Here is a 22540-nt window from a genome sequence, read left to right on the forward strand (position 1 = left end):
GTCTCAAGCTGCCTGTCGGGCCGTGACGAACGCCGCAAGGCTGGCCACGTTGGTGAAGTGATTGCGGGTGTCCTTGGCGTCGGCATCGATTTTGATGCCGTATTTTTTCTGGATCGCCAGGCCCAATTCCAGCGCATCGACTGAATCCAGGCCCAGACCTTCGCCAAACAGGGTCTGGTCGCTGCCAATATCGTCGGGGCTGATGTCTTCCAGGCCCAGGGCCTCGATGATCAGCGCCTTTATGTCGTGCTCAAGGCGGTGTTGGTCGCTCATCTTCGGCGAGCTCCTTAATGAAATAGTGATGCAGGTGATCGTTGAGCTTGCGTGAAGCCTGGGGCGCAGGCCCGACTGCGGCAAACGCTTGTGGCTCTATATCGGCACCCACGCGCAAACTGAAGTGAAATCGACGGTGGGGGATGCGATACCAGGGTTCGGCCTTGGTCAGGGTGGTGGGGCTGACCTTGATCACCACTGGCGTGACGATTGTCGCACCACGCAGCGCAATGGCCGCGCCGCCGCGATGAAAGGCCGGAGCCGCGCCCGGCGTGGTGCGGGTGCCTTCTGGAAAGATGATCAGCGTCTGGCCGGCGCGCAGGGCATCGGCAGCCGCATCGAGCATGTCGGCGCTGCCGTCGTTGCTGATGTAGCCGGCGTCACGCACCGGCCCGCGGGTGAAGGGGTTCTGGAACAGGCTCTGTTTGACCACGCAGTTGGTCTGGCGCATCAGGCCGATCAGGAACACCACGTCGATCAGCGACGGGTGGTTGGCGACGATCATCTGGCCAGGGCGGCCAAGCTTTTCGGCACCCTCGACGCTGTAGGTGAGAATGCCCAGGCCCTTCATCAGGCGAATGAAAAACCAGAACAGGCAACTGATGGTGTGGCGTGCGCGCCGTTGGTGCTGGGTGGCGTCGCCCGGCAGGCAACTGAGCAGCGGAAACACCAGCAAACGCAGGCACAGCCCGCCGAGGCCAAACAGGCAAAAGCTGAGGGCCGTGGCGAACAGGCGCCAATAATAGGCCTGCCGTGGTTTGTGGGTCAGGGCTTGCGTTGCCAGTTCCATACTCGGTTCTTCCAGGCATGTTGGCAGGCGCCCTGTTCGGTCAGCAGGGTGCGCAGCAGGTTCAGGGCGTGGGGCCACTGGGTTTGAGTGAGTTGGACAGTGCCGGTGGTGAGTTCCAGTTGCCACTCGTCGCCCGGCGTGAGCAACAAGCCAAGGGCATAGGGGAAGGGCACATCCGTAATCCAGCTGGCGTAGGCGTGGGGCGGTTGTTCTTCGGTGATTACCAGCAATACGGCGGCGGCGCCTTCGTTGAGCAACGCGGCGGCTTCGAGCAGGCCGTGTTCGAGGCCATCGCCGGCGGCGGCGAGGGCGGTCATCTCGCTGGTTTCATTGCGCAGGATCGACCACAGGCCAATCACCGCGTTATGCACCGACAGGCTGAACTGAGTGGGCGACAGCGGCTGCTCGTTGGCCAGGTCGCTGAGGATGTCCAGGGTGCGCGGGGTTTCGCCGTGGCGGGAAATAAACACCAGTGGCAGGTCTTCAAGGCCCTCGGCCAGCGGCCAGCCGACGCTGAACGCCATGCGCGCCAGCCGGCTCAGACGGCGGCGCTGCATGGCTGGCAAAAATGACACATCGGGGGACGCTTCGCTGACAGGCGGCAACACCGGGTCCCGGCACCAGGCGTACCAGTCGTCCGCACTCTCAAGGCCAGGAGCCCAGGCGCGCCATTGGGCGATGTTGAAGTTGATCACTGAGAAGTTATCCCGCCCCTGCGGGCTTCCATGTGCGGCCAATGGCCCCGGATTCCGGGACAGGGAGCAATGGCCGTATGGCGCGCATTATCCCGGTGCCGTGGGGTTCTAGCAAATAGTGGTGAAAGTTTGTTCACTATTGATCACAAATAAGTTGGAAGAATTTACAAATTATCGGCGATCGAAGGCCGGACTCGATTGTTGCGCGGTTTCCATTCATTTGTGGGCCAGGCAACGCGTAAGGATGAACGAGGTAGCTAACTGGCGCTTTTGCGCTCTACACTCGGGGGATTCATTGATACACGGAGGTTTTTCCATGCGGCGCGTGGTGTTCAATCAAAAAGGCGGCGTGGGCAAGTCCAGCATCGCCTGCAACCTGGCGGCGGTCAGCGCCAGCGAAGGTTATCGAACCCTGTTGGTGGACCTCGATGCACAGGCCAACTCAACCCAGTACCTCACCGGGCTGACGGGCGACGACATCCCCATGGGGATCGCGGACTTTTTCAAGCAAACGTTGTCTTCCGGACCGTTTTCGAAGAAGAACAAGGTGGATATCTACGAAACGCCGTTCGACAACCTGCACGTGATCACCGCCACCGCCGAGCTGGCAGACCTGCAGCCCAAGCTCGAAGCCAAGCACAAGATCAACAAGCTGCGAAAGCTGCTGGATGAGTTGAGCGAGGATTACGACCGGATTTACCTCGACACCCCACCCGCGTTGAACTTCTATGCGGTTTCGGCGCTGATTGCCGCTGACCGTGTGCTTATTCCATTCGATTGCGACAGCTTTTCGCGCCAGGCCCTGTATGGCCTGCTGGCTGAAATCGAAGAACTGAAGGATGACCATAACGAAGGCCTGGAAGTGGAAGGCATCGTGGTCAACCAATTCCAGGCCCGTGCGAGCCTGCCGCAGCAGATTCTTGATGAGCTGATTGCCGAAGGGCTGCCGGTACTGCCGGTGTACCTGGCCAGCTCCGTGCGTATGCGCGAGTCGCACCAGGAGAGCAAGCCGCTGATTCATCTGGACCCACGGCATAAGCTGACGCAGCAGTTTGTGGAGTTGCATAACTTACTTGAGAACGCCTGATTCCTGTGGGAGCGGGCTTGCTCGCGAAAGCGGTGGGTCAGTCAGCTTATACGGCGACTGACACTGCGCATTCGCGAGCAAGCCCGCTCCCACATTTTTTGCATTTCGGCAGGTGAGTTGGATTTGTCCCACAGGGTCTGTAGGACTGCTCTGGCAATTGGGCTTGTGCCTTGTAACCTTGCCTACAGCTACGCCAGAATCCGCCGGCTTGTGCGTCTGGATGGGCGTCTCTAAGGTTTGCCGGTCGCTGAATGTTCAGTGATCGGGTTTAGTAGCCCGACCGACCAAAGCATGTGCACCTGCTCCAAAAGCATGGCGTTTATCGCCTATCTGATGGTGGCTGTGCGCAGGGCACCTTCGGGTGCGCCGGTCTTTGCTTTGTTCCCCGGTCTACTAACCTGCGTACAGCTGCCACCCTTCGTTTAGTAGCGAAACGGTAGTGGCCCTATCAGGGAACAAATGCATGTCTATCCGTCTTTTCAATGTTTCACCCAACCTCCCCACCGAAACCCTCGTGCTCAACAGCTACGAAACCTTCTCCTCAGTCCGCACCTTGTTACTCAACCTGTCCAACGACCTCACCGGCGAACACCGTGACGTAGCGCTGGCCATCCACCAGCTAAGCGAACTGGGCGTCATGCTGGTCGGCCAGATGATGGACCGCGAAGCCCCGCTGACCTAAAGGTAAAGCGCGATCCAAATGTGGGAGCGGGCTTGCTCGCGAATGCGCCGTGCCAGTCGCCGTACAAGCTGACTGACCCACCCCTTTCGCGAGCAAGCCCGCTCCCACATTTGGCCAGTGTTGTTTTGTAGATCCAGTTATATCCCTTGGCTACGCAACCAACTCATCAACTGCGGCAACGGAAATGCTCCACTCTGGCGCGCCACTTCGCGGCCGTTCTTGAACAGGATCAAGCTGGGAATCGAGCGAATCCCCAACTGCGCCGACAGCTGCTGGTTAGCCTCACTGTCCAGCTTCGCCAACCGGCACTTGCCTTCAAGCTGCCCGGCGGCCTGCTCGAATACCGGCGCAAACGACTTGCACGGCCCGCACCAGTCGGCCCACACATCCACCAGCAACGGCAGGTCGCCCTTGATCTGGCTGGCGTAGTCGCTTTGTTTCAACTCAAAGGGTTTATTCAACAACACCGGCTGCTTGCAACGCCCGCATTTGGTCGCATCACCCAGGCGTTCGCCGGGGATGCGGTTGAGGCCGTTGCAATGTGGGCAGGGGATGACAAGAGGTTCGGACATCGGGGGCTCCTGGGGTTTGGCCAATAGATGTATTTGGTGCCGGAACTGGGGTTTATCAAGGTTGGGTCAGGGGACTTATTCGCTCACAGTTTCGCCCGCGCTGGGATAAATCGTGTGACTAGGCTTTTTGTTGTGCGCCACCGGTCTGTTTGCAGCTATAGCAAATTGCGATAGTTCGAATTCAGGTTTAACCTTCATAGCAAGATGCGATAAGGACGTTGCATGCGAGTCATCAGTGAAAGCAGGATCTGGGAAGCAAAAGGAAAATGGCCACGCTCGGCAACGGCTCTGGATCAGTGGTATCGCGTGATCAAACGCAACGCCCCCCAGGACTTTGCCGCAATGAAAGCCATGTTTCCCGCCACCGACAAGGTAGGTGAATTTCATGTATTTGATATTGGCGGTAACAAGCTGAGGTTGATTGCGTCGGTGCAGTATCGAATGCAGCGCGTTTACATCAAACACCTGCTTGACCACCGTGATTATGAGAAGAACAAATGGAAGGAAAAAATCAGATGAGCGCACTTATGCGAGTGGCGGCGGAGCACTGGCAGTTCGTTTCGCCTGTGCTGCGCAAGCCGGAAAACGACGCAGACTACGACGCACTGGTGTGCGGCTTGGATGAGCTATTGAGCCTGGTGGGTGAAGACGAGGACAGCCCGCTAATGAGCCTGGTCGACATTCTGAGCGACTGGATCGAAGCTTATGATCGTGAGCATCGCCCAATGCCCGTCGCTAGCGGGGTCGATGTGCTGCGCTACATGATGCGCGAGCACAATCTCACCCAGAGTGACCTTCCTGGCGTTGGGGCGCAATCAGTTGTCTCGGAGATATTGAGCGGAAAACGCCAGCTCAACGTGCGCCAGATTCGTTGGCTGGCCGAGCGTTTCGGGGTGTCGGTGGAGACCTTTATCTAAGGGGTCACGACGAACAACTAATCTCCAAATGCTTGCCCCAATCCGGCGGCCGTTGCGCGTATTGCTCCATCCCCGCTTGTTCCTCAAACGGTTTGGAAAGCACCTCATGCAGCCGCCGTACTTCGCTGTAGTCCCCGGCCTCGGCGGCGGCAATGGCGTTTTGCGCGAGGTAGTTGCGCAGGATGTACAGCGGGTTGACCGCGTGCATGCGCTCACGGCGCTGTTCCTGGGTGTCATCCCCATCCCGTGCAACACGGGCCTTGTACTGCTCGGCCCAGGCATCAAACCCGGCCATGTCGACAAAGTCGTCGCGCAAACGCGTCACGGCCAGCGCCGCGGATTCATCCCCCAGACGCCGGAAGAACAGCGTGTAGTCCACGCCGCTGTTCTGCATCAGCTTGAGCAAGCGCTCCACCAACTGCTGGTCGGCGTCTTCGGCGGTGGTCAGGCCCAGGCGGCGGCGCATCAGGTCCAGGTAGTGCGCCTGGTACAGCGGCAGATACAGGCCAAGGGCTTCTTTGAGCGCGTCAACGCTGATGAACGGCGTGAGCGCCTGGGCCAGCGCGCTGAGGTTCCACTGCCCGATCGGCACCTGGTTGCTGAAGGAGTAGCGGCCTTCATGATCGGAATGGTTGCAGATGAAGTGCGCGTCGAAATCATCGAGAAACGCGAAGGGCCCGAAGTCGAAAGTAATGCCCAGGATCGACATGTTGTCGGTGTTCATCACGCCGTGGCAAAAACCATAAGCTTGCCATTTGGCGATCATCTCGGCATTGCGCTCGACGATTTCGCGGAACATCGCCAGGTAAGGCTCGGGTTGCTCGCGGCATTCGGGGTAGTGCAGGTTCAGCACGTGTTCGGCCAGCTCGGCCTGCTGTTCGGGTTTCTTGGTGTAGTAGAAATACTCGAAATGCCCGAAGCGGATATGGCTGTGGGCCAGGCGCAAAACCATGGCGCCGCGTTCCTGTTTCTCCCGCCATACCGGGGTGCTGGAGCCGATCACGCAGAGGGCACGGCTGGTGGGGATGCCCAGCGCATACAGGGCTTCGGAGGCGAGGAATTCACGAATCGAAGAGCGCAACACGGCACGCCCGTCGCCCATGCGCGAGTAAGGCGTCATCCCAGCGCCCTTGAGGTGCAAATCCCAATGCTCGCCGGCCTCGTTATAGACCTCGCCCAGCAATAACCCGCGTCCGTCGCCCAGCTGCGGGGTATAGCCGCCGAATTGATGCCCGGAATACACCATCGCCCGTGGTTCTGCCTCGGCCCACAGCTTGTGGCCGCCAAACAGCTCGGCAAATACCGGGGTTTGGGCCACGGCCGGGTCGAGGTCAAGCAGGGCCATGGCGGCCTTGCTCGCGACAACCAAGCGCGGCTCGTCGAGGGGCTCTGGCAATACGTGGGTCGAGAACGCATCGCCCAGGCGTGCGAAGCGGTTGTCGAAGGTCAGTTCGTCGAGGGCTTTCACCGGCCATCTCCAGCAGAATGTCCGAGTATTCTGCTGGGGATAGGGCATTTAGTCGAGTTTGCTGGGTGGCGGCTCCGGCGCATCCACCACTTTGCCTGCGGGTGGCTCCGGGGCGGCGGGTTTGTCGAGGGGCGTGGCAATAGTCTTGCGCTCGTCTTCGGCCGGCACCAATTTGTATTCCTGGCCGTGAAGATTCTTCAGGTAGATTTCCATCTGCCGGAACGAGATGTTGATGTGCTGTTTCTTGAACTCACGATTGATATAGCGGTTGACCTCGTCCAGCACCGGATTACGGTCGCCCAGGTCGCGAACATGCATGCGCAGTTCGTGGTCGAGGGTGCTTTCGCCGAAGTTGAGGAAGTACACGTGGGGTTCTGGCTCTTTCAGCACCCGTGGGTTTTCTCGCGCGGCCTTGAGTAGCAATTCCTTCACCAGGTCCAGGTCGGAGCCGTAGTCCACGCCCAGTTTCAGGGTGACACGGGTGATGGTGTCGGTCAGCGACCAGTTGATCAGTTGCCCGGTAATGAAGGTCTTGTTGGGGACGATGATGTCCTTGTTGTCGAAGTCGGTGATGGTGGTGGCGCGAATGCGGATCTTGCTCACCGTACCCGACAGGTTGCCGATGGTGATGGTGTCGCCAATGCGCACCGGGCGTTCGAACAGGATCATGATGCCGGAGATGAAGTTGGCGAAGATCTCCTGCATGCCAAACCCCAGGCCCACCGACAGTGCCGCGACCAGCCATTGCAGCTTGTCCCAGCTCACGCCGAGGGTAGAGAGCGTGGTGACAAAGCCCACGCCGGCAATGATGTAGGACAGCAAGGTGGTGGTGGCGTAGGCGCTGCCCTGGGCCAGGTCGAGCTTGGACAGCACCAGGACTTCCAGCAGGCCGGGCAGGTTGCGCGCCAGGGCGAAGGTGATACCGATGATGATCGACGCGCCGAGCAGGTCGCCGATGCTGATCGGCACCATGCTGATATTCGCACCTGTGCCGCTGGTGTATTCGTACAGGGTGACGTTGTCCAGGTAGGAAAATACCGAGATCAGGTCCGACCACACCCAGTACAGCGCGGCGATAAAGCCGCCGAGCAGGGCCAGGCGGATCAGGCGCATGGACTGTTCGTTGACCTGCTCGATGTCCAGGGTCGGCTCTTCGATGACCGCTTCGCCGTCACCGGCCTCCTTGGCTGCCTGGCGTTTGGCCAGGGCGCGGGCGTAGGCCAGGCGCCGTGCGGCAACACCCAGGCCGCGCACGAAGGTAGCTTCGATCACCAGCCAGAACATCAGCAGGTACAGGGTATTGATCAGCCGGTCGCTGAGTTTCAGCGCGGTGTAGTAATAGCCAAAGCACACGGCAATAAACAGCGCGATGGGCAGGGCGGTGAACACCACGCCGATAGCTTTGCGAAACAGCGAGGCCTTTTCGTGGGTAGGGCTGTTCAGCAGCAGGCGGCCCAGCAGCCAGGCCATCAGCCCGTAGCAGGTCAGTACCACGGCGATACCCAACACGTCGTCAGCCAGCGCCGCCGGTTGATGTTCGGCAATCGCGACCACGGCCACCAACGCCAGTACCACCAGCCCGAGCTTGCGTATCCAGCCTTGCAGGAATTCGACCTGAGGCCTTTCCCAGCGAAAGTGCAGCTCCGCCACGCCGCCCGGCGCCAGGATGCGGTAGGCGGTGTAGAACACCAGCCAGGCTTGGGCGATCTGCAACAAGGCCGCGCCCAGGTTGGCGTTTTGCCCGCGGGCGTCGATCTGCAACGCATAGCCGCACAGTGCCAGGCCCAGGGCCACGGGCATCGCCAGCAGGATGTTGATCAGAATGGCCTGCGGCGTATGCCACTGGCTGTCGCGCTTGAAGTGGCCGATGTCCTGGTGGACCTTTTTCAGGCGCACATACAGCGCATTGCGCCGCCACAGCAGCGCGCCGATCAGCAACAGCAACGGCAGGAACAGCAGTGGGCGTTGGGTCAGGCCGTCATACAGCTCGCTGACGCTGGACGCCCAGGGCAGGGTGGTGACCTGCTTGCTCAGGTGCGCCGGTACGGTTTCCAGCCATTCGGTGTCCAGCGGCTTGTTGCTGGGGATCCAGAACATTTGCTCGTCGAGTGTGGCGCGCAGGGTGCTGGCGGTGCTGAGCAATTGTTTCTGGTTCAGTTGCAGGGTGATGGATTCGTTCAGCAGCGCACTCAGTTCGCGGCTCAGGCGTTCCAGCAGGTCGCTGCGGGTGATCGCCACTTCCAGCAGGGTGCGGCGCAGTTGCGGGGTGACTTCATCTGGCGGCTGGTTGGCCAGCAGGTTGTCCACATAGGCGCTGGGAGAGGTGATCAGCTCACGCTGTTGGTTGACCTCGAACTGGTACAGGCGAATGTTGGCGATGTCGTCGGCCAGGTCTTTGTCCACGGTGAGACGCGGCAGGGCCTGCTTTTGTTTATAGAGAATCTTGGACAGCAGCAGGCTGCCCTTGAGCACGTTGATCTGCTCGTCCAGGGCCGAATCGCTTTGGGTCACGGTGTCCAGTTGCTGCTTGGTCTGCAGGTTTTTCTGGGTCAGGTCGTTGAGGCGGTCGGTGCTTTTGAGCAGGTAGTCGGACAGCTTCAGGTTGTCTGCGCTTTCCTTGGCAAGGATGCTACTGCCGCCGGCTTTCTGCGCTTCGATGGACTGTTGGGTCACCGTCTGCTGGGACTGGGCCAGGCGTTTCTGGTTGATCAGGGTTTGCAAGTCCTGGATTTCTTGCTCCAGGCGTGCGGTTTTTTCCTGGATCAAGTCATGCTGGCTGTTGCCCAAATCTTGCAGCTGGCTGTTGCCGGCCAATTCCTGGCGGCGCAGGGGAATCAAGGCATTAAGGGCCGCCAGTTCGGCGTTGAGCTGGTTGCGCTGGTCGCCGCTGAGGGGTTTGCCATTGTCTTTGCCGAGCTTGAGCGTCGCGTTGATCTGCTGGATACGTGTCTGGCTGCTGCTGATCTCGGTCTGGGCGCGCTCGGGGCGGGTCTGGGCGGCGATGGTCAGGCTGTTGGCGTCGGCCAGTTCTTTTTGCAGGTCGCCTTGCTGGGTGCTGCGTTGCACCAATAACTGCTCAAGCTGCGGCACCGGCAGGCTGGCGTAGCGTTGGGCCACCGGGATGATTTTGGTGGCCTTGAGGCGCGCCAGCTCACGCTGGTTCTCATTGGTCTGGCGCGGGGCCTCTTCCAACTGGCGCTTGAGGTCGGCCAGGCGCTGCTCGTAGTCCTGCTGATTGCCCAGGTAGGTCAGGGTCTGTTGCAGGGTCGCCTGCAGCGCCTTCATGTCGGCGTCAGGCAGCTTGCGGTCGGGCAGTTTATCCAGGCTTTGCTGGACGGCTTCGGCGCTGGGCGGGTCGGCGGCGTATACGCTGCCAACACAAAGGGTCAGGCCCAGCAGGGCAGTGGCGAGAAAAGTACGCAGGGTTGGCATAGAGACCGGTCTTGCAAAGTGAAGAATCGGGGCGTGGTTGTCCCGCAGTTTAGAGGAAGAGTCCGGGGCCCGGGCGACTTCCTTCGGGGAATCTGACGCCGACTTTGCCAATCTTGTTCCCGTCCATGACGGCGACGGTCCAGATGGTGTTGTTCCACTCCACCTGGTCGCCGACTACCGGTGCACCGCCAACCTTCTGGGTAATGAAGCGGCTCAATGGCATGTCCGGGTCGATACCTTCAAGCTTGAGCCCGTACAAGGCCGAAACCGCGCCCAGCTGGGCGTCGCCTTCCAGTACGAAGTCGCCGAAGAAGCGCAGATCGAGGCCCCGTTGCGGTGCCTGGCTGAACAGTTTGCCCAGGGCCGGCAGGTTGTGTTCATGGCCGATCACACAGAGCAAATCGCCGACTTCCAACACCGTACTACCCGACGGATGGAGCAGTTGCTGGCCACGAAACAGCGCGGCGATGCGCGTGCCTTCGGGCATTTTCAGCTCGCGCAGGGCCGCGCCGATGCACCATTTTTCCGCGCCCAGGCGGTAGACGAACAACTCCCACTCGCTGGTGACGTGCACTTCCAGGGCCGCGCGGGAGATCGGTGCCGGGTCTGGCGGTACGGTGACTTTGAGCAACTTGGCCACCCACGGCAAGCTGGTGCCCTGCACCAACAGCGAGACCAGCACGATAAAGAACGCCAGGTTGAAGTACAGCTGTGCATGGGGCAGGCCGGCCATCAGCGGGAACACCGCGAGGATGATCGGTACCGCGCCGCGCAGGCCGACCCAGGCGATAAAAGCTTTTTCGCGCCCGTGGAATGCCTTGAATGGCAGCAGGCCAACCATCACCGACAGTGGCCGGGCAAACAGGATCATCCACAGCGCCAGGCCCAGGGCGGGCAGGGCGATGGGCAGCAAATCGTGAGGCGTGACCAGCAGGCCCAGTACCAAAAACATCCCGATCTGCGCCAGCCAGGCCATGCCGTCGAGCATGTGCAAAATGCCATGACGGCTGCGCACCGGGCGGTTGCCGATCACCAGCCCGCACAGGTACACGGCGAGGAAGCCGCTACCGTGCAGGGCGTTGGTCAGGGCGAAGACGAACAGGCCGCCGGCGATCACCAGGATCGGGTACAGGCCGTTGGCCAGGTTGATGCGGTTGACCAGTTGCAGCATCAGCCAGCCGCCGCCCAGGCCTACCAGGCCGCCGATGCCGAATTCGCGGATCAGGTGCGTGAGCAGGCTCCAGTGCAGGCCGGTCTGCCCGCTGGCGAGCATGTCGATCAAGGTGACGGTAAGGAACACCGCCATCGGGTCGTTACTGCCCGATTCGATTTCCAGGCTGGCGCTGACCCGCTCGTTGAGGCCCTTGCCGCCCAGCAGCGAGAACACCGCCGCGGCGTCCGTGGAACCGACGATGGCGCCAATCAGCAAGCCCTGGATGATATTGAGGTCGAACAGCCAGGCCGCGGCCATGCCCGTGAGGCCGGTGGTAATCAACACCCCCACCGTGGCCAGGGACAAGGCCGGCCACAGCGCCACGCGGAAGCTCGCTACGCGGGTGCGCAAACCACCGTCAAGCAGGATCACGGCGAGGGCGAGGTTGCCCACCAGGTAGGCGGTCGGGTAGTTATCGAAAATGATGCCACCGCCATCAACTCCGGCGGTCATGCCCACGGCCAGGATAATCACCAGGATGGGGATGCCCAGGCGTGACGAAAGCGAACTCACCAGAATGCTCGCAGTCACCAGCAACGCGCCGATCAAGAACAGGCTGTTGATGGTCGTCGCATTCAAAGGCAGTACTCCGGGGCAGAGGAAGACAGGGCGCAAACTGACCATGCAGTCTGCGTGCCAGGGATTCTAACCTGTTGAATTGCTGCGCTGTCAAAAAGCTTTTTCTGATTCGCGCACAGGTAAATCTGGTAGGGGCTTGCCCTCTGTAGGAGCGAGCTTGCTCGCGAAAAACTCCCAGGCGCCACGTTTATTCAGGAGGCGCGCGTTATCGTTGGCATTTTTCGCGAGCAAGCTCGCTCCTACAAGGGTTGAGCGGGCTTTGGGGTTAGAGACGGAACCTTCCGACCATCCCATTCAGATCCACCGCCAACCGCGACAACTCACCGCTCGCCGCACTGGTCTGGCTGGCGCCTGTGGCCGATTGCACCGACAGGTCACGGATATTCACCAGGTTGCGGTCCACTTCCCGCGCCACCTGGGCCTGTTCTTCCGCCGCGCTGGCGATCACCAGGTTGCGCTCGTTGATCTCCACAATCGCCGTGTTGATGGTGTCCAGCGACAGGCCCGCGCCTCGGGCGATGTTGAGTGTCGATTCGGCGCGTTCAGTGCTGTTGCGCATCGAATCTACCGCGTGTTCAGTGCCTGTCTGGATGCTGCCGATCATGCGCTCGATTTCGCTGGTGGACTGCTGGGTGCGATGGGCCAACGCCCGCACTTCATCGGCCACCACGGCGAAACCACGCCCGGCTTCCCCGGCTCGGGCTGCTTCGATCGCGGCGTTCAGGGCCAGCAGGTTGGTCTGGTCGGCCAGGCCACGGATCACGTCCAGCACTTTGCCGATATCCCGCGACTCATTGGCCAGGTCGCCAATCAGGGAGGCGGTGGCCTGCACGTCGGCACTCATGCGTTCGATGGCGCTGACGGTTTCCTGCACCAGGTCACGGCCATCACCGGCAGAGGTGGTGGCGTTGCGCGAGGCTTCGGAGGTGCTCACTGCATTGCGTGCGACTTCTTCCACTGCGCTGGTCATCTCGTTGACGGCAGTGGCGGCCTGTTCGATTTCATTGTTTTGCTGGGTCAGGCCACGGGCGCTTTCGTCGGTGACCGCATTGAGCTCTTCAGCGGCAGACGCCAGTTGGGTGGCGGAGCCGGCGATACGTTGCAGGGTGTCGCGCAGTTTGTGTTGCATCTTGGCCATGGCCGCGAGCAGGCGCCCGGCTTCGTCGTTGCCGTCCACGGTGATCGGGCGCGTCAGGTTGCCTTCGGCCACTGCTTCGGCGGCTTCAAGGGCGCGGGCGATGGGCAGGGTGATGCTGCGGGTCAGCAGCCAGGCGAACAACAGGGTCAGCGCCGTGGCAACCACCAGCAGGCCTACCACCAGGTCAAAGGCCATGTCGTATTGGTCTTTGGCGCGCTGGTTGGTGGCGTTGGCGTCGTCGTTATTGATATCCAGCAAGCGGGTCAGAACTGCGTTGACCTGCTCGGAGTTGTTCAGCAACTCGGTGTTCAGCAGGCTGCGCAGCTCGTCAACCTGATTGGCGCGCGACAGGCTCTTCATGCGCTCTTCAATCTGGCGGTACTGGCCCAGCAGGCGCACGTATTCGTCGTAGGCGTTGCGCTCTTGGGTGCTGGTGATCAGTTTTTCGTAGATGTCCTGGGCTGTGCGAATCTGCTGATTGCGCAACTCGAAGGCTTCCAGGGTCTTTTGCTGTACATCCGGTTCGCGGTTGGTCAGTAAGCGGTACGACAGCACGCGCAGGCGCAGGGTCAGTTGGGTGAATTCGTCGAGGGCACGAATGCTCGGCACACTGGCCGAGGTGATGTCTTCGGTGGCTGCGCGAATCTTGCTCATCTGGTTCAGGGCGAACACACCGAGCAACAACATCAGGGCGCCAATAAACGCGAAGCCGAGGAAGGCCCTCGGGGCGATATTCATATTACGAAGAGACATGCTGGAATCCTGGAGGGAAGCGCGATCCGTGCGGCCATGAGACGAGGTGTGCCTGCGTTATCGGCCCTGCGACTAAAGTCTTAAGAGGCTGCGCGCTTTTGTCGCATCTGACGAAGGGGTGGAGGGATTGGAGGAACCAGATCGGGTAATTGCAGTCACTAAGGCTCGAAAGTGCGGCCCGGCCCTGATAAAACGGGCTGCACGCCGGGGATATCCCTGGCATCCGAGGTGAATTTTCTTTATCGTCACCGCCCTTTTTAAAAGCCCGAGAAATCAAAATGTTAGAAGCATCCCTCAGCCAATTGGAACAACTGGTCAGCAACCTCGTACAGCAGAATCAAGAACTGCTGGGCAGCAACGAATCCCTCAAGGCCGAGCTGGCCCGCGCCAAGGACGAAAACGACAGCTTGCAACTGAACCTGATGGAACAGGAAGAAAAGCACGGCGCCACCGCCGCCCGCATCCAGGCGCTGGTTGAGCGTGTAAGCGCAGGGCCTGTCAGCGCATGAGTGAGGGCATAAAGGTCGTTTCGATTCTCGGAGAGGATTACTCGATCAAGGCACCGGCCGGCGAAGATCAGACCCTGATGCATGCCGTGACCATGCTCAAGGCCTCCCTGGCTGTTACCAAGAAAAAGTACCCGACCCTGATCGGTGACAAGCTATTGGTATTGGCCGCGCTGAACCTGTGCGCCGAGCAGATTGAAATGCAACAGGCTCACCAGCAGGAACTCGACCGTTACCAAGAGCAAGTCAGCGCCACGGTCGATGTGATCTCCAAGGTGATTGGCCAGCCCTGAGGGCTAGAACCACTCGTCTTGCATGCCCAGGCACGTATCGTCGCGTGCCTCCAGAATCGCCAGTTCATGATGGCAGCTCGGTACTTCCCAGGTCAGGAAGTATCGGGCGGCCTGGAGCTTGCCCTTATAAAAGGCCGCGTCAGCCGCTTCGCCGTTGGCCAGCCCTTCTTCGGCGCGGATCGCCTGTTCCAGCCAGCGCCAGCCAATCACCGTGTGCCCGAACACTTTCAAGTACAGCGCCGAGTTCGCCAGGCTGCTGTTGACCTTGCCTTGGGCGAGATCGGTCAGCAGGCCAATCGTGACGCTTTGCAGCCGGTTTACCAGTTGCTCCAGAGGCTCTTGCAGTGCCGTGAGTGAAGGGTGCTTTTGCGCCCGGGCTCCGGTTTCGGCGATCAGGCGGATCAATTGCTTCAAGCCGGCGCCGCCGTTCTGAGCCAATTTGCGCCCGAGCAGGTCCAGGGACTGGATGCCGTGGGTGCCTTCATGGATGGGGTTCAGGCGGTTGTCGCGGTAGTACTGCTCCACCGGGTATTCGCGGGTGTAGCCGTGGCCACCAAGAATCTGGATCGCCAGCTCGTTGGCCTTGAGGCAGAACTCCGACGGCCAGGATTTGACGATGGGCGTGAGCAGGTCGAGCAGTTCATGGGCTTGCTTGCGCTCGGTGTCGGTTTGCAGGGTGGTGGTGTCATCGAATAGCCGCGCCGCGTAGAGGCCGAGGTCAAAGGCGCCTTCCACATAGGCTTTCTGGGTCAGCAGCATGCGCTTGATGTCGGCATGCTGGATGATCGCCACCGGTGCGGTGCTCGGGTCTTTGCTGTCGGGCAGGCGCCCCTGGGGCCGTTCGCGGGCGTAGTCCAAAGAGTAAAGGTAACCGGCGTAACCGAGCATCACCGCGCCCATGCCCACGCCAATGCGTGCCTCGTTCATCATCTGGAACATGCAGCTCAGACCCTGGTGTGGCTTGCCCACCAGGTACCCGACACAGTTGCCGTTATCGCCGAAGTTAAGCGCCGTGGACGTGGTGCCGCGCCAGCCCATCTTGTGGAACAGCCCCGCCAGCAGCACATCGTTGCGAGCGCCCAGGCTGCCGTCATCGTTGACCAGGAACTTGGGCACGATAAACAGCGAAATGCCCTTCACGCCTGCGGGAGCGTCCGGCAATTTAGCCAGCACCATGTGCACGATGTTTTCCGACAGCGAATGGTCGCCACCGGAGATAAAGATTTTGTTGCCCTTGAGCCGATAACTGCCGTCAGCCGCTGGTTCTGCACGGGTCCGAATATCCGACAGGGAGGAGCCGGCATGGGGCTCGGTCAGGGCCATGGTGCCGAAGAAGCGCCCGTCGATCATTGGCTGCAGGAAGCGCTGTTTCTGCTCCTCGGTGCCGAAGCTCTCAATGAGGTTGGCGGCGCCCATGGTCAGGAACGGGTAGGACGTCGAGGCGGCGTTGGCCGATTGGAAGTGCGCGAAACAGGCCTGGGACAACAGGGTCGGCAGCTGCATGCCGCCTGCTTCAAAGCTGCGTGCTGCGTTGAGGAAGCCGGCTTCAAGGAACGCGTCCACCGCCGGTTTGACCTCCGGGATCAGGATCGCCTGGCCGTTTTCATAGCGCGGTTCGTTTTCGTCGTTCTTGCGGTTGTGAGGGGCGAAGTACTTTTCTGCGATGTTGCGCGCCGTGCTGATGGCGGCATCGAAGGTTTCGCGGTTGTGTTCGGCAAACCGCTCGCGCTGGGTCAGGCCCTCGGCATCGAGGACTTCGTACAGCTCGAAAGCCAGATTGCGGGAACTGAGCAGCGTCTCGGACATGGCGGCGTACCTTTGAAGGAATTGGCCTGAGTCTAAGTCCGCGAATGGAGGGTGGATAGCAAGATTGATTTAAGTGATAGAAGGGCAGAACGAGATAAGGGCGTTGCGAACGCGCTCAATGTGGGAGCGGGCTTGCTCGCGAATGCGGTAGATCAGTCAGTACATCTAAAACTGACACTCCGCACTCGCGAGCAAGCCCGCTCCCACACTTTTACCGCGTTGTGTCAGTTAGCCGATAGTCATCAGGCTGGCGTTACCACCCGCTGCAGCAGTGTTAACGCTCAACGCGCGCTCGATCACCAGACGCTCCAGCGCAATCGCCGTTTCACCTTGTGACATGCCATGCACCCCGACAATCGCCCCACCGCGCTGCGCCACTTGCTGGCACACCGCACGCAGTTGGTCGGAATCACCGTGATGCAGCACGGCGTCAAACACCACGTCTTCCTTGGTCCAGTCGGCCACGCGCTTGATCTTCGCCTGAATCTCTTTCGGCAGGCGTGGGAACAAGGCCTTGGTCAGCTCGGTTTCCGGCCATACCGCCGAACCGCCGACGGCCAATACCGCCGCCAGTTGGGTCAGCAGGTCGCCTTCCACTTCGGCCAGGCACAGCACGTGCTCGCGCGGCAGGATGGCGTAGCTGTTGCGCTCGCCGGTCGGGCCGGCCAGTTGGCGGGTGATACCGCTTTGCGACTGGGCGGCGAATTGCGTGCACAAGGCACTCAGTTCGCTGAACTTATTGCCGTCGGCCCAGGTTTTCAGAGCGGTCAGCGATTGGCTCATGGCATCACGCAGGCGCACATCCGGCGCGGCCAGCTTGTCGCCCCGTACGAAGGACTGCTCGATCGCATCGGTAGGACGAGTCGACAACAAGCGGTACAGGTACAGCGGGCCACCGGCTTTCGGGCCAGTGCCCGACAGGCCTTCGCCGCCGAACGGTTGCACGCCGACCACGGCGCCAACAATGTTGCGGTTGACGTAGACGTTACCGGCATTGACGTTGTCGATCACCTTGGCGATGGTCTCGTCGATGCGGGTGTGCACGCCCAGGGTCAGGCCGTAGCCGGAAGCATTGATCTGGCCGATGAGCTGGTCGATCTCTTTGCGCTTGTAGCGCACTACGTGCAGTACCGGGCCGAAGATCTCGCGTTGCAGTTCGTCGAAGCTTTCCAGCTCGATCAGGGTCGGCATCACGAAGGTGCCGCGCTTGATCTCTTCACCGTCGGCAATCGCCACCTGGTAAACGTTGCGGCCTTTGTCGCGCATGGCCTGGATGTGTTTCTCGATGCCGGCCTTGGCTTCGGCGTCGATCACCGGGCCGATGTCGACCGACAGACGTTCCGGATTACCCAGGCGGCATTCAGCCATGGCGCCCTTGAGCATTTCGACTACACGGTCTGCCGAATCTTCCTGCAGGCACAGTACGCGCAGGGCCGAGCAACGTTGACCGGCGCTGTCGAAGGCCGACGACACGACGTCGATCACCACTTGTTCGGTCAGCGCCGAGGAGTCCACGATCATCGCGTTCTGGCCACCGGTTTCGGCGATCAGCGGAATCGGGCGACCCTGGGCATCCAGGCGACCGGCGACATTGCGTTGCAGCAGGCGCGCCACTTCGGTGGAACCGGTGAACATCACGCCTTTGACGCGATCATCACCCACCAGGCGGGCACCGACGCTTTCGCCCTGGCCTGGCAGCAATTGCAGCACACCTTCCGGAATGCCAGCTTCAAGCAGGATGCGTACGGCTTGGGCAGCCACCAGCGGCGTTTGCTCGGCAGGCTTGGCCAGCACCGGGTTACCGGCAGCCAGCGCTGCAGCTACCTGGCCGCTGAAGATGGCGAGCGGGAAGTTCCACGGGCTGATGCACACCACCGGGCCCAATGGGCGGTGGGCGTCATTGGTAAAGTCGTTGCGCGCCTGCACCGCGTAGTAACGCAGGAAGTCCACGGCTTCACGCACTTCGGCGATGGCGTTGGCGAAGGTCTTGCCGGCTTCACGGGCCAGCAGGCCCATCAGCGGCTGGATCTCGCCTTCCATCAAGTCAGCGGCGCGTTCCAGGATGGCGGCGCGTTCGGCGGGCGGGGTGGCCTGCCAGATCGGCGCGGCGCTGATGGCGCACTGGATGGCATTGTCGACGTCTTCGACGGTGGCTTCCTGGACATGGCCGACCACATCACGCAGGTCGGACGGGTTCAGCACCGGCTGTGCCGCTTCATTGCTGGAGGCGCAACCGAGCATCGGCGCGGCTTTCCAGTTGTTGTGGGCGGTCGCCAGCAGGGCGCAGGACAGCGACGCCAGGCGATGTTCGTTGGCCAGGTCGATACCGGCCGAGTTGGCGCGGTCGCTGCCGTACAGGTCACGCGGCAAAGGGATGCGCGGGTGCGGCAGGCCGAAACCGCCTTCCTGGGTTGCCATTTGCTCGATGCTGGCCACTGGGTCGGCTACCAATTCCTGGATCGAGATGGACTGGTCAGCGATACGGTTGACGAACGAGGTGTTGGCGCCGTTTTCCAGCAGGCGGCGTACCAGGTAGGCCAGCAGTGTTTCGTGGGTACCAACCGGTGCGTATACACGGCACGGACGGTTCAACTTACCTTCGGAAACCTTGCCTACAACCTGTTCGTACAGCGGTTCACCCATGCCGTGCAGGCACTGGAACTCGTACTGGCCGGGGTAATAGTTCTGACCGGCGATGTGGTAGATAGCCGAAAGGGTGTGGGCGTTGTGCGTGGCGAACTGCGGGTAGATGACTTCCGGCACCGACAGCAGTTTGCGTGCGCAGGCAATGTAGGAAACGTCGGTGTACACCTTGCGGGTATACACCGGGTAGCCTTCCAGGCCTTCGACCTGGGCGCGCTTGATTTCGCTGTCCCAGTACGCGCCTTTTACCAGACGGATCATCAGGCGATGGCGGCTGCGGCGGGCCAGGTCGATGACGTAGTCGATCACATACGGGCAACGCTTCTGGTACGCCTGGATCACAAAGCCGATGCCGTTCCAGCCAGTCAATTGCGGCTCGAAGCACAGACGCTCGAGCAGGTCCAGCGACAGCTCCAGGCGGTCGGCTTCTTCGGCGTCGATGTTCAGGCCGATGTCGTACTGCTTGGCCAGCAAGGTCAGCGACAGCAGGCGTGGGTACAGCTCGTCCATCACGCGCTCGTACTGCGCACGGCTGTAGCGTGGGTGCAGGGCGGAGAGCTTGATGGAGATGCCCGGGCCTTCATAGATCCCACGGCCATGAGAGGCTTTGCCGATGGAATGAATGGCTTGTTCGTACGAGGCCAGGTACTTCTGGGCGTCATGTTCGGTGAGTGCGGCTTCACCGAGCATGTCGTAGGAATAGCGGAAGCCCTTGGCTTCGAATTTGCTCGCATTGGCCAGGGCTTCGGCGATGGTTTCGCCGGTGACGAACTGCTCGCCCATCAGGCGCATGGCCATGTCGACGCCCTTGCGGATCATCGGCTCGCCGCTCTTGCCGATGATGCGGCTAAGGGACGAGGTCAGGCCTGCTTCGTTGTGGGTGGCGACCAGCTTGCCAGTCAGCAGCAGGCCCCAGGTAGCGGCGTTGACGAACAGCGATGGGCTGTTGCCCAGGTGTGGCTGCCAGTTGCCAGTGCTGATCTTGTCGCGGATCAGCGCATCGCGGGTGCCTTTGTCCGGGATACGCAGCAGCGCTTCGGCCAGGCACATCAGCGCCACGCCTTCCTGGGACGAGAGGGAGAATTCTTGCAGCAGGCCCTGGACAATACCGGCACGGCCGCCGGCACTCTTCTGATTGCGCAGTTTTTCGGCAATGCTCGCGGCCAGCTTGTTGGTGGCTTCGGCCATCGGTGCCGGCAGGCGCGCCTGTTCGATCAGCATCGGCACCACTTCCGGCTCGGGGCGGCGGTACGCGGCGGTAATCGCGGCACGCAATACCGATTGCGGCAGGATGCTCTCGGCGAATTCAAGGAAGCACTGGTGGGCGTGATCGGCCTGGACCTCGCCAGCATCATCGGCCTCCTTGCTGCTCAATCCATTGAGCTCGGACAGGGTTGCACCACCCTCGAGTTTCTCCAGGTAATTGAAAATCGCCTGCTTGATCAGCCAGTGCGGCGTGCGATCAATGGAGGTCGCGGCGGCCTTCAGGCGTTCGCGGGTCGGGTCGTCGAGTTTGACCCCAAGGGTGGTCGTTGCCATTTTTTTATCCTCATGGGTGCCACTACCGAGTGGCATCTGCTGGCGGCAAGATTAGCTTTGCCCATCCCGAGGTGCAACCGGGTGCAACCCTTTTGTTGGTTAAATTTTCGACGCTTGATCGGAAAAAAATAAACTCACGACGGAATCCGCTTCACGCTGGTGCATTTGCTTCTGAGATCGGCTGTTCTTGCTCCGAAAAGGAGCAAAAAAAGCGCGTTTGTCCTAAAACATACTTGGGTGCAACTTAATCGGCAGAAACTGGTTGCACCTTATTTGCTTTGTTGAATAGCATTCGCGCACCAAGGTGCAACCAACCCTGAGGGTGGGTTCATCGGCTGGCGGCTTTCCTGGGGAAACGCCAGTCATAAATGCGCGGCATGCAGGTTCGTCTATCCGGTTATCCACGGGTGGCCGTCCCCATGACCGTCGCTACATAAAAACAAAGCCAGGGCGTCACTCCTATGAGCGTTAGTAATCCAACCCTGATCACGTTCGTGATCTACATCGCAGCAATGGTGCTGATCGGCCTGATGGCCTATCGCTCCACCAACAACCTTTCCGATTACATCCTGGGCGGTCGCAGCCTCGGTAGCGTGGTGACAGCCTTGTCCGCCGGTGCTTCCGACATGAGCGGCTGGCTGTTGATGGGCTTGCCGGGCGCGATCTACATGTCCGGTCTGTCGGAAAGCTGGATTGCCATCGGCCTGATCGTCGGTGCTTACCTCAACTGGTTGTTCGTGGCCGGCCGCCTGCGCGTGCAGACCGAACACAACGGCGACGCCCTGACCCTGCCGGATTACTTCTCCAGCCGCTTCGAAGATAAAAGCGGCCTGCTGCGGATTATCTCCGCCGTGGTGATCCTGGTGTTCTTTACCATCTACTGCGCCTCCGGCATCGTCGCCGGCGCCCGCCTGTTCGAAAGCACCTTCGGCATGCCCTACGAGACCGCGTTGTGGGCCGGTGCTGCGGCAACTATTGCCTACACCTTTATCGGTGGCTTCCTCGCGGTCAGCTGGACCGACACGGTGCAAGCCACGCTGATGATCTTCGCGCTGATCCTCACGCCGATCATCGTGCTGCTGGCGACCGGCGGTGTGGACACCACCTTCCTGGCCATCGAAGCCAAGGATCCGACCAACTTCGACATGCTGAAAAACACCACCTTCATCGGCATCATCTCGCTGATGGGCTGGGGCCTGGGCTACTTCGGCCAGCCGCACATCCTCGCGCGTTTCATGGCGGCGGACTCGGTTAAGTCGATCGCCAAGGCGCGTCGCATCTCCATGACCTGGATGATCCTGTGCCTGGGCGGCACCGTGGCGGTGGGCTTCTTCGGTATCGCTTACTTCTCGGCGCACCCGGAAGTGGCAGGCCCGGTGACTGAAAACCCAGAGCGTGTGTTTATCGAGCTGGCCAAAATCCTGTTCAACCCATGGGTTGCCGGTGTGTTGCTGTCGGCCATTCTGGCGGCTGTGATGAGCACCCTGAGCTGCCAACTGCTGGTGTGCTCCAGCGCCCTGACCGAAGACTTCTACAAGGCGTTCCTGCGCAAAGGCGCTTCCCAGCTTGAATTGGTATGGGTCGGGCGTCTGATGGTACTGGTCGTGGCCTTGATCGCAATCGCCATGGCTGCCAACCCGGAAAACCGCGTACTGGGCCTGGTCAGCTACGCCTGGGCCGGTTTCGGCGCGGCATTCGGCCCTGTGGTATTGATCTCGGTGATCTGGAAAAACATGACCCGCAACGGCGCACTGGCCGGCATCCTGGTCGGCGCGGTCACCGTGATCGTGTGGAAACACTTCGAGTTGCTGGGCCTGTACGAAATCATCCCAGGCTTCATTTTCGCCAGCCTGGCGATCTACTTCGTGAGCAAGATGGGCGCACCGACGGTTGGTATGGTCGAGCGTTTTGATGCTGCGGAAAAAGACTACAACCTGAACAAGTAATTCGCTGGGCGTTTAACGCCTGCTGAGCGAACAAGAAAGGCCCACGTCCGAAGGACGCTGGGCCTTTCTTGTGTGGGCTGATTGATGCAATTGCCGTTGATGCCCGTGGACTCCAGCGGTGCTCACGTAGGACCTTACTTATTTGCCGACGCAGCGCTCGGCCAGGCGAACGGCTGGTGCAGAATCGGTCGCCCACCCTTCGCAGAGA

The 22540-nt window shown here is 60.8% G+C and carries 17 protein-coding genes and 1 pseudogene; 7 read left to right on the plus strand and 11 right to left on the minus strand.

Going from position 1 to position 22540, the window contains the following annotated elements:
* Positions 1-3: 3 nt before the first annotated feature.
* From BUE92_RS15665 to BUE92_RS15675, 3 genes are read right to left on the minus strand one after another with little or no spacing between them, the layout of a single operon-like run.
* Positions 4-273, minus strand: a complete 270-nt coding sequence (locus BUE92_RS15665; RefSeq protein WP_073524776.1) for a phosphopantetheine-binding protein — start codon at positions 271-273, stop codon at positions 4-6.
* Positions 251-1063, minus strand: a complete 813-nt coding sequence (locus BUE92_RS15670) for a lysophospholipid acyltransferase family protein (protein ID WP_073524778.1) — start codon at positions 1061-1063, stop codon at positions 251-253. The genes BUE92_RS15665 and BUE92_RS15670 overlap by 23 nt, the downstream gene beginning before the upstream one ends.
* Entirely contained in the window at positions 1039-1758 is a 720-nt protein-coding gene (locus BUE92_RS15675; protein WP_073524779.1) for a beta-ketoacyl synthase chain length factor, read from the minus strand. Before BUE92_RS15675 ends, BUE92_RS15670 begins: the two co-directional genes overlap by 25 nt.
* Before the next feature lie 316 nt (positions 1759-2074).
* On the opposite strand from BUE92_RS15675, the gene BUE92_RS15680 reads away from it, so the two are divergent.
* Both BUE92_RS15680 and BUE92_RS15685 read left to right on the plus strand, forming a co-directional pair.
* Positions 2075-2845, plus strand: coding sequence for a ParA family protein (locus BUE92_RS15680; RefSeq protein ID WP_020301660.1), 771 nt, complete (start codon positions 2075-2077; stop codon positions 2843-2845).
* A gap of 463 nt (positions 2846-3308) precedes the next feature.
* On the plus strand, positions 3309-3527 hold the full coding sequence (locus BUE92_RS15685; protein WP_073524780.1) for a DUF6124 family protein: 219 nt from the start codon (positions 3309-3311) through the stop codon (positions 3525-3527).
* A 137-nt stretch (positions 3528-3664) separates the two neighbouring features.
* Here the strand turns inward: BUE92_RS15685 and trxC are convergent, their stop codons facing one another.
* Entirely contained in the window at positions 3665-4099 is a 435-nt protein-coding gene (gene trxC, locus BUE92_RS15690) for a thioredoxin TrxC (protein ID WP_073524781.1), read from the minus strand.
* A 222-nt stretch (positions 4100-4321) separates the two neighbouring features.
* Here trxC and BUE92_RS15695 point away from each other — a divergent pair, with 222 nt between their 5' ends.
* Together BUE92_RS15695 and BUE92_RS15700 are read left to right on the plus strand one after the other, a co-directional pair.
* A complete protein-coding gene (locus tag BUE92_RS15695) occupies positions 4322-4618 on the plus strand; it encodes a type II toxin-antitoxin system HigB family toxin (protein WP_073524782.1) in 297 nt (98 codons plus the stop codon).
* Positions 4615-5016 carry a helix-turn-helix domain-containing protein gene (locus BUE92_RS15700; RefSeq protein ID WP_003187963.1) on the plus strand — a complete coding sequence of 134 codons (402 nt, stop codon included), beginning with the start codon at positions 4615-4617 and terminating at the stop codon, positions 5014-5016. The genes BUE92_RS15695 and BUE92_RS15700 overlap by 4 nt, the downstream gene beginning before the upstream one ends.
* 4 nt (positions 5017-5020) lie before the next feature.
* Here BUE92_RS15700 and selO read toward each other — a convergent pair whose 3' ends face one another.
* The 5 genes and pseudogenes from selO to BUE92_RS29310 all read right to left on the minus strand — a co-directional run.
* Entirely contained in the window at positions 5021-6484 is a 1464-nt protein-coding gene (selO, locus tag BUE92_RS15705; protein ID WP_073524783.1) for a protein adenylyltransferase SelO, read from the minus strand.
* 48 nt (positions 6485-6532) lie between these two features.
* Positions 6533-9916, minus strand: coding sequence for a mechanosensitive channel MscK (gene mscK / locus BUE92_RS15710; RefSeq protein WP_073524784.1), 3384 nt, complete (start codon positions 9914-9916; stop codon positions 6533-6535).
* A gap of 49 nt (positions 9917-9965) precedes the next feature.
* Positions 9966-11708, minus strand: coding sequence for a potassium/proton antiporter (locus tag BUE92_RS15715; protein WP_057975415.1), 1743 nt, complete (start codon positions 11706-11708; stop codon positions 9966-9968).
* A 265-nt stretch (positions 11709-11973) separates the two neighbouring features.
* Positions 11974-12846, minus strand: coding sequence for a methyl-accepting chemotaxis protein (locus BUE92_RS29305; protein WP_371915192.1), 873 nt, complete (start codon positions 12844-12846; stop codon positions 11974-11976).
* 30 nt (positions 12847-12876) lie between these two features.
* Positions 12877-13599 (minus strand): annotated as a pseudogene (locus tag BUE92_RS29310) (MCP four helix bundle domain-containing protein); the annotation flags it as partial.
* A 278-nt stretch (positions 13600-13877) separates the two neighbouring features.
* Here BUE92_RS29310 and BUE92_RS15725 point away from each other — a divergent pair.
* Positions 13878-14108: a hypothetical protein gene (locus tag BUE92_RS15725; RefSeq protein ID WP_073524790.1), complete on the plus strand. Its 231-nt coding sequence runs from the start codon at positions 13878-13880 to the stop codon at positions 14106-14108.
* Complete coding sequence (locus tag BUE92_RS15730) at positions 14105-14398, plus strand: cell division protein ZapA (RefSeq protein ID WP_003187971.1); 294 nt, start codon at positions 14105-14107, stop codon at positions 14396-14398. Before BUE92_RS15725 ends, BUE92_RS15730 begins: the two co-directional genes overlap by 4 nt.
* A 3-nt stretch (positions 14399-14401) precedes the next feature.
* Here the strand turns inward: BUE92_RS15730 and BUE92_RS15735 are convergent, their stop codons facing one another.
* Positions 14402-16204 carry an acyl-CoA dehydrogenase gene (locus tag BUE92_RS15735; protein ID WP_073524792.1) on the minus strand — a complete coding sequence of 601 codons (1803 nt, stop codon included), beginning with the start codon at positions 16202-16204 and terminating at the stop codon, positions 14402-14404.
* A 228-nt stretch (positions 16205-16432) separates the two neighbouring features.
* Positions 16433-20386 carry a trifunctional transcriptional regulator/proline dehydrogenase/L-glutamate gamma-semialdehyde dehydrogenase gene (gene putA / locus BUE92_RS15740; protein ID WP_073524794.1) on the minus strand — a complete coding sequence of 1318 codons (3954 nt, stop codon included), beginning with the start codon at positions 20384-20386 and terminating at the stop codon, positions 16433-16435.
* A gap of 461 nt (positions 20387-20847) precedes the next feature.
* Between putA and putP the strand changes: the two genes are divergently transcribed.
* Positions 20848-22332: a sodium/proline symporter PutP gene (gene putP, locus BUE92_RS15745; RefSeq protein ID WP_073524795.1), complete on the plus strand. Its 1485-nt coding sequence runs from the start codon at positions 20848-20850 to the stop codon at positions 22330-22332.
* Positions 22333-22540 lie beyond the last annotated feature (208 nt).

The organism is Pseudomonas fluorescens (genome assembly GCF_001902145.1).
Classification (GTDB): domain Bacteria; phylum Pseudomonadota; class Gammaproteobacteria; order Pseudomonadales; family Pseudomonadaceae; genus Aquipseudomonas; species Aquipseudomonas fluorescens_BV.

Coding starts and splice junctions, on each gene's coding strand:
- BUE92_RS15725 (WP_073524790.1), top strand. CDS start 13,878: ATGTTAGAAGCATCCCTCAGCCAATTGGAACAACTGGTCAGCAACCTC.
- BUE92_RS15670 (WP_073524778.1), bottom strand. CDS start 1,063: ATGGAACTGGCAACGCAAGCCCTGACCCACAAACCACGGCAGGCCTAT.
- BUE92_RS15665 (WP_073524776.1), bottom strand. CDS start 273: ATGAGCGACCAACACCGCCTTGAGCACGACATAAAGGCGCTGATCATC.
- mscK (WP_073524784.1), bottom strand. CDS start 9,916: ATGCCAACCCTGCGTACTTTTCTCGCCACTGCCCTGCTGGGCCTGACC.
- BUE92_RS29305 (WP_371915192.1), bottom strand. CDS start 12,846: ATGGCCAAGATGCAACACAAACTGCGCGACACCCTGCAACGTATCGCC.
- BUE92_RS15680 (WP_020301660.1), top strand. CDS start 2,075: ATGCGGCGCGTGGTGTTCAATCAAAAAGGCGGCGTGGGCAAGTCCAGC.
- BUE92_RS15700 (WP_003187963.1), top strand. CDS start 4,615: ATGAGCGCACTTATGCGAGTGGCGGCGGAGCACTGGCAGTTCGTTTCG.
- BUE92_RS15695 (WP_073524782.1), top strand. CDS start 4,322: ATGCGAGTCATCAGTGAAAGCAGGATCTGGGAAGCAAAAGGAAAATGG.
- putA (WP_073524794.1), bottom strand. CDS start 20,386: ATGGCAACGACCACCCTTGGGGTCAAACTCGACGACCCGACCCGCGAA.
- BUE92_RS15685 (WP_073524780.1), top strand. CDS start 3,309: ATGTCTATCCGTCTTTTCAATGTTTCACCCAACCTCCCCACCGAAACC.
- BUE92_RS15730 (WP_003187971.1), top strand. CDS start 14,105: ATGAGTGAGGGCATAAAGGTCGTTTCGATTCTCGGAGAGGATTACTCG.
- BUE92_RS15735 (WP_073524792.1), bottom strand. CDS start 16,204: ATGTCCGAGACGCTGCTCAGTTCCCGCAATCTGGCTTTCGAGCTGTAC.
- trxC (WP_073524781.1), bottom strand. CDS start 4,099: ATGTCCGAACCTCTTGTCATCCCCTGCCCACATTGCAACGGCCTCAAC.
- putP (WP_073524795.1), top strand. CDS start 20,848: ATGAGCGTTAGTAATCCAACCCTGATCACGTTCGTGATCTACATCGCA.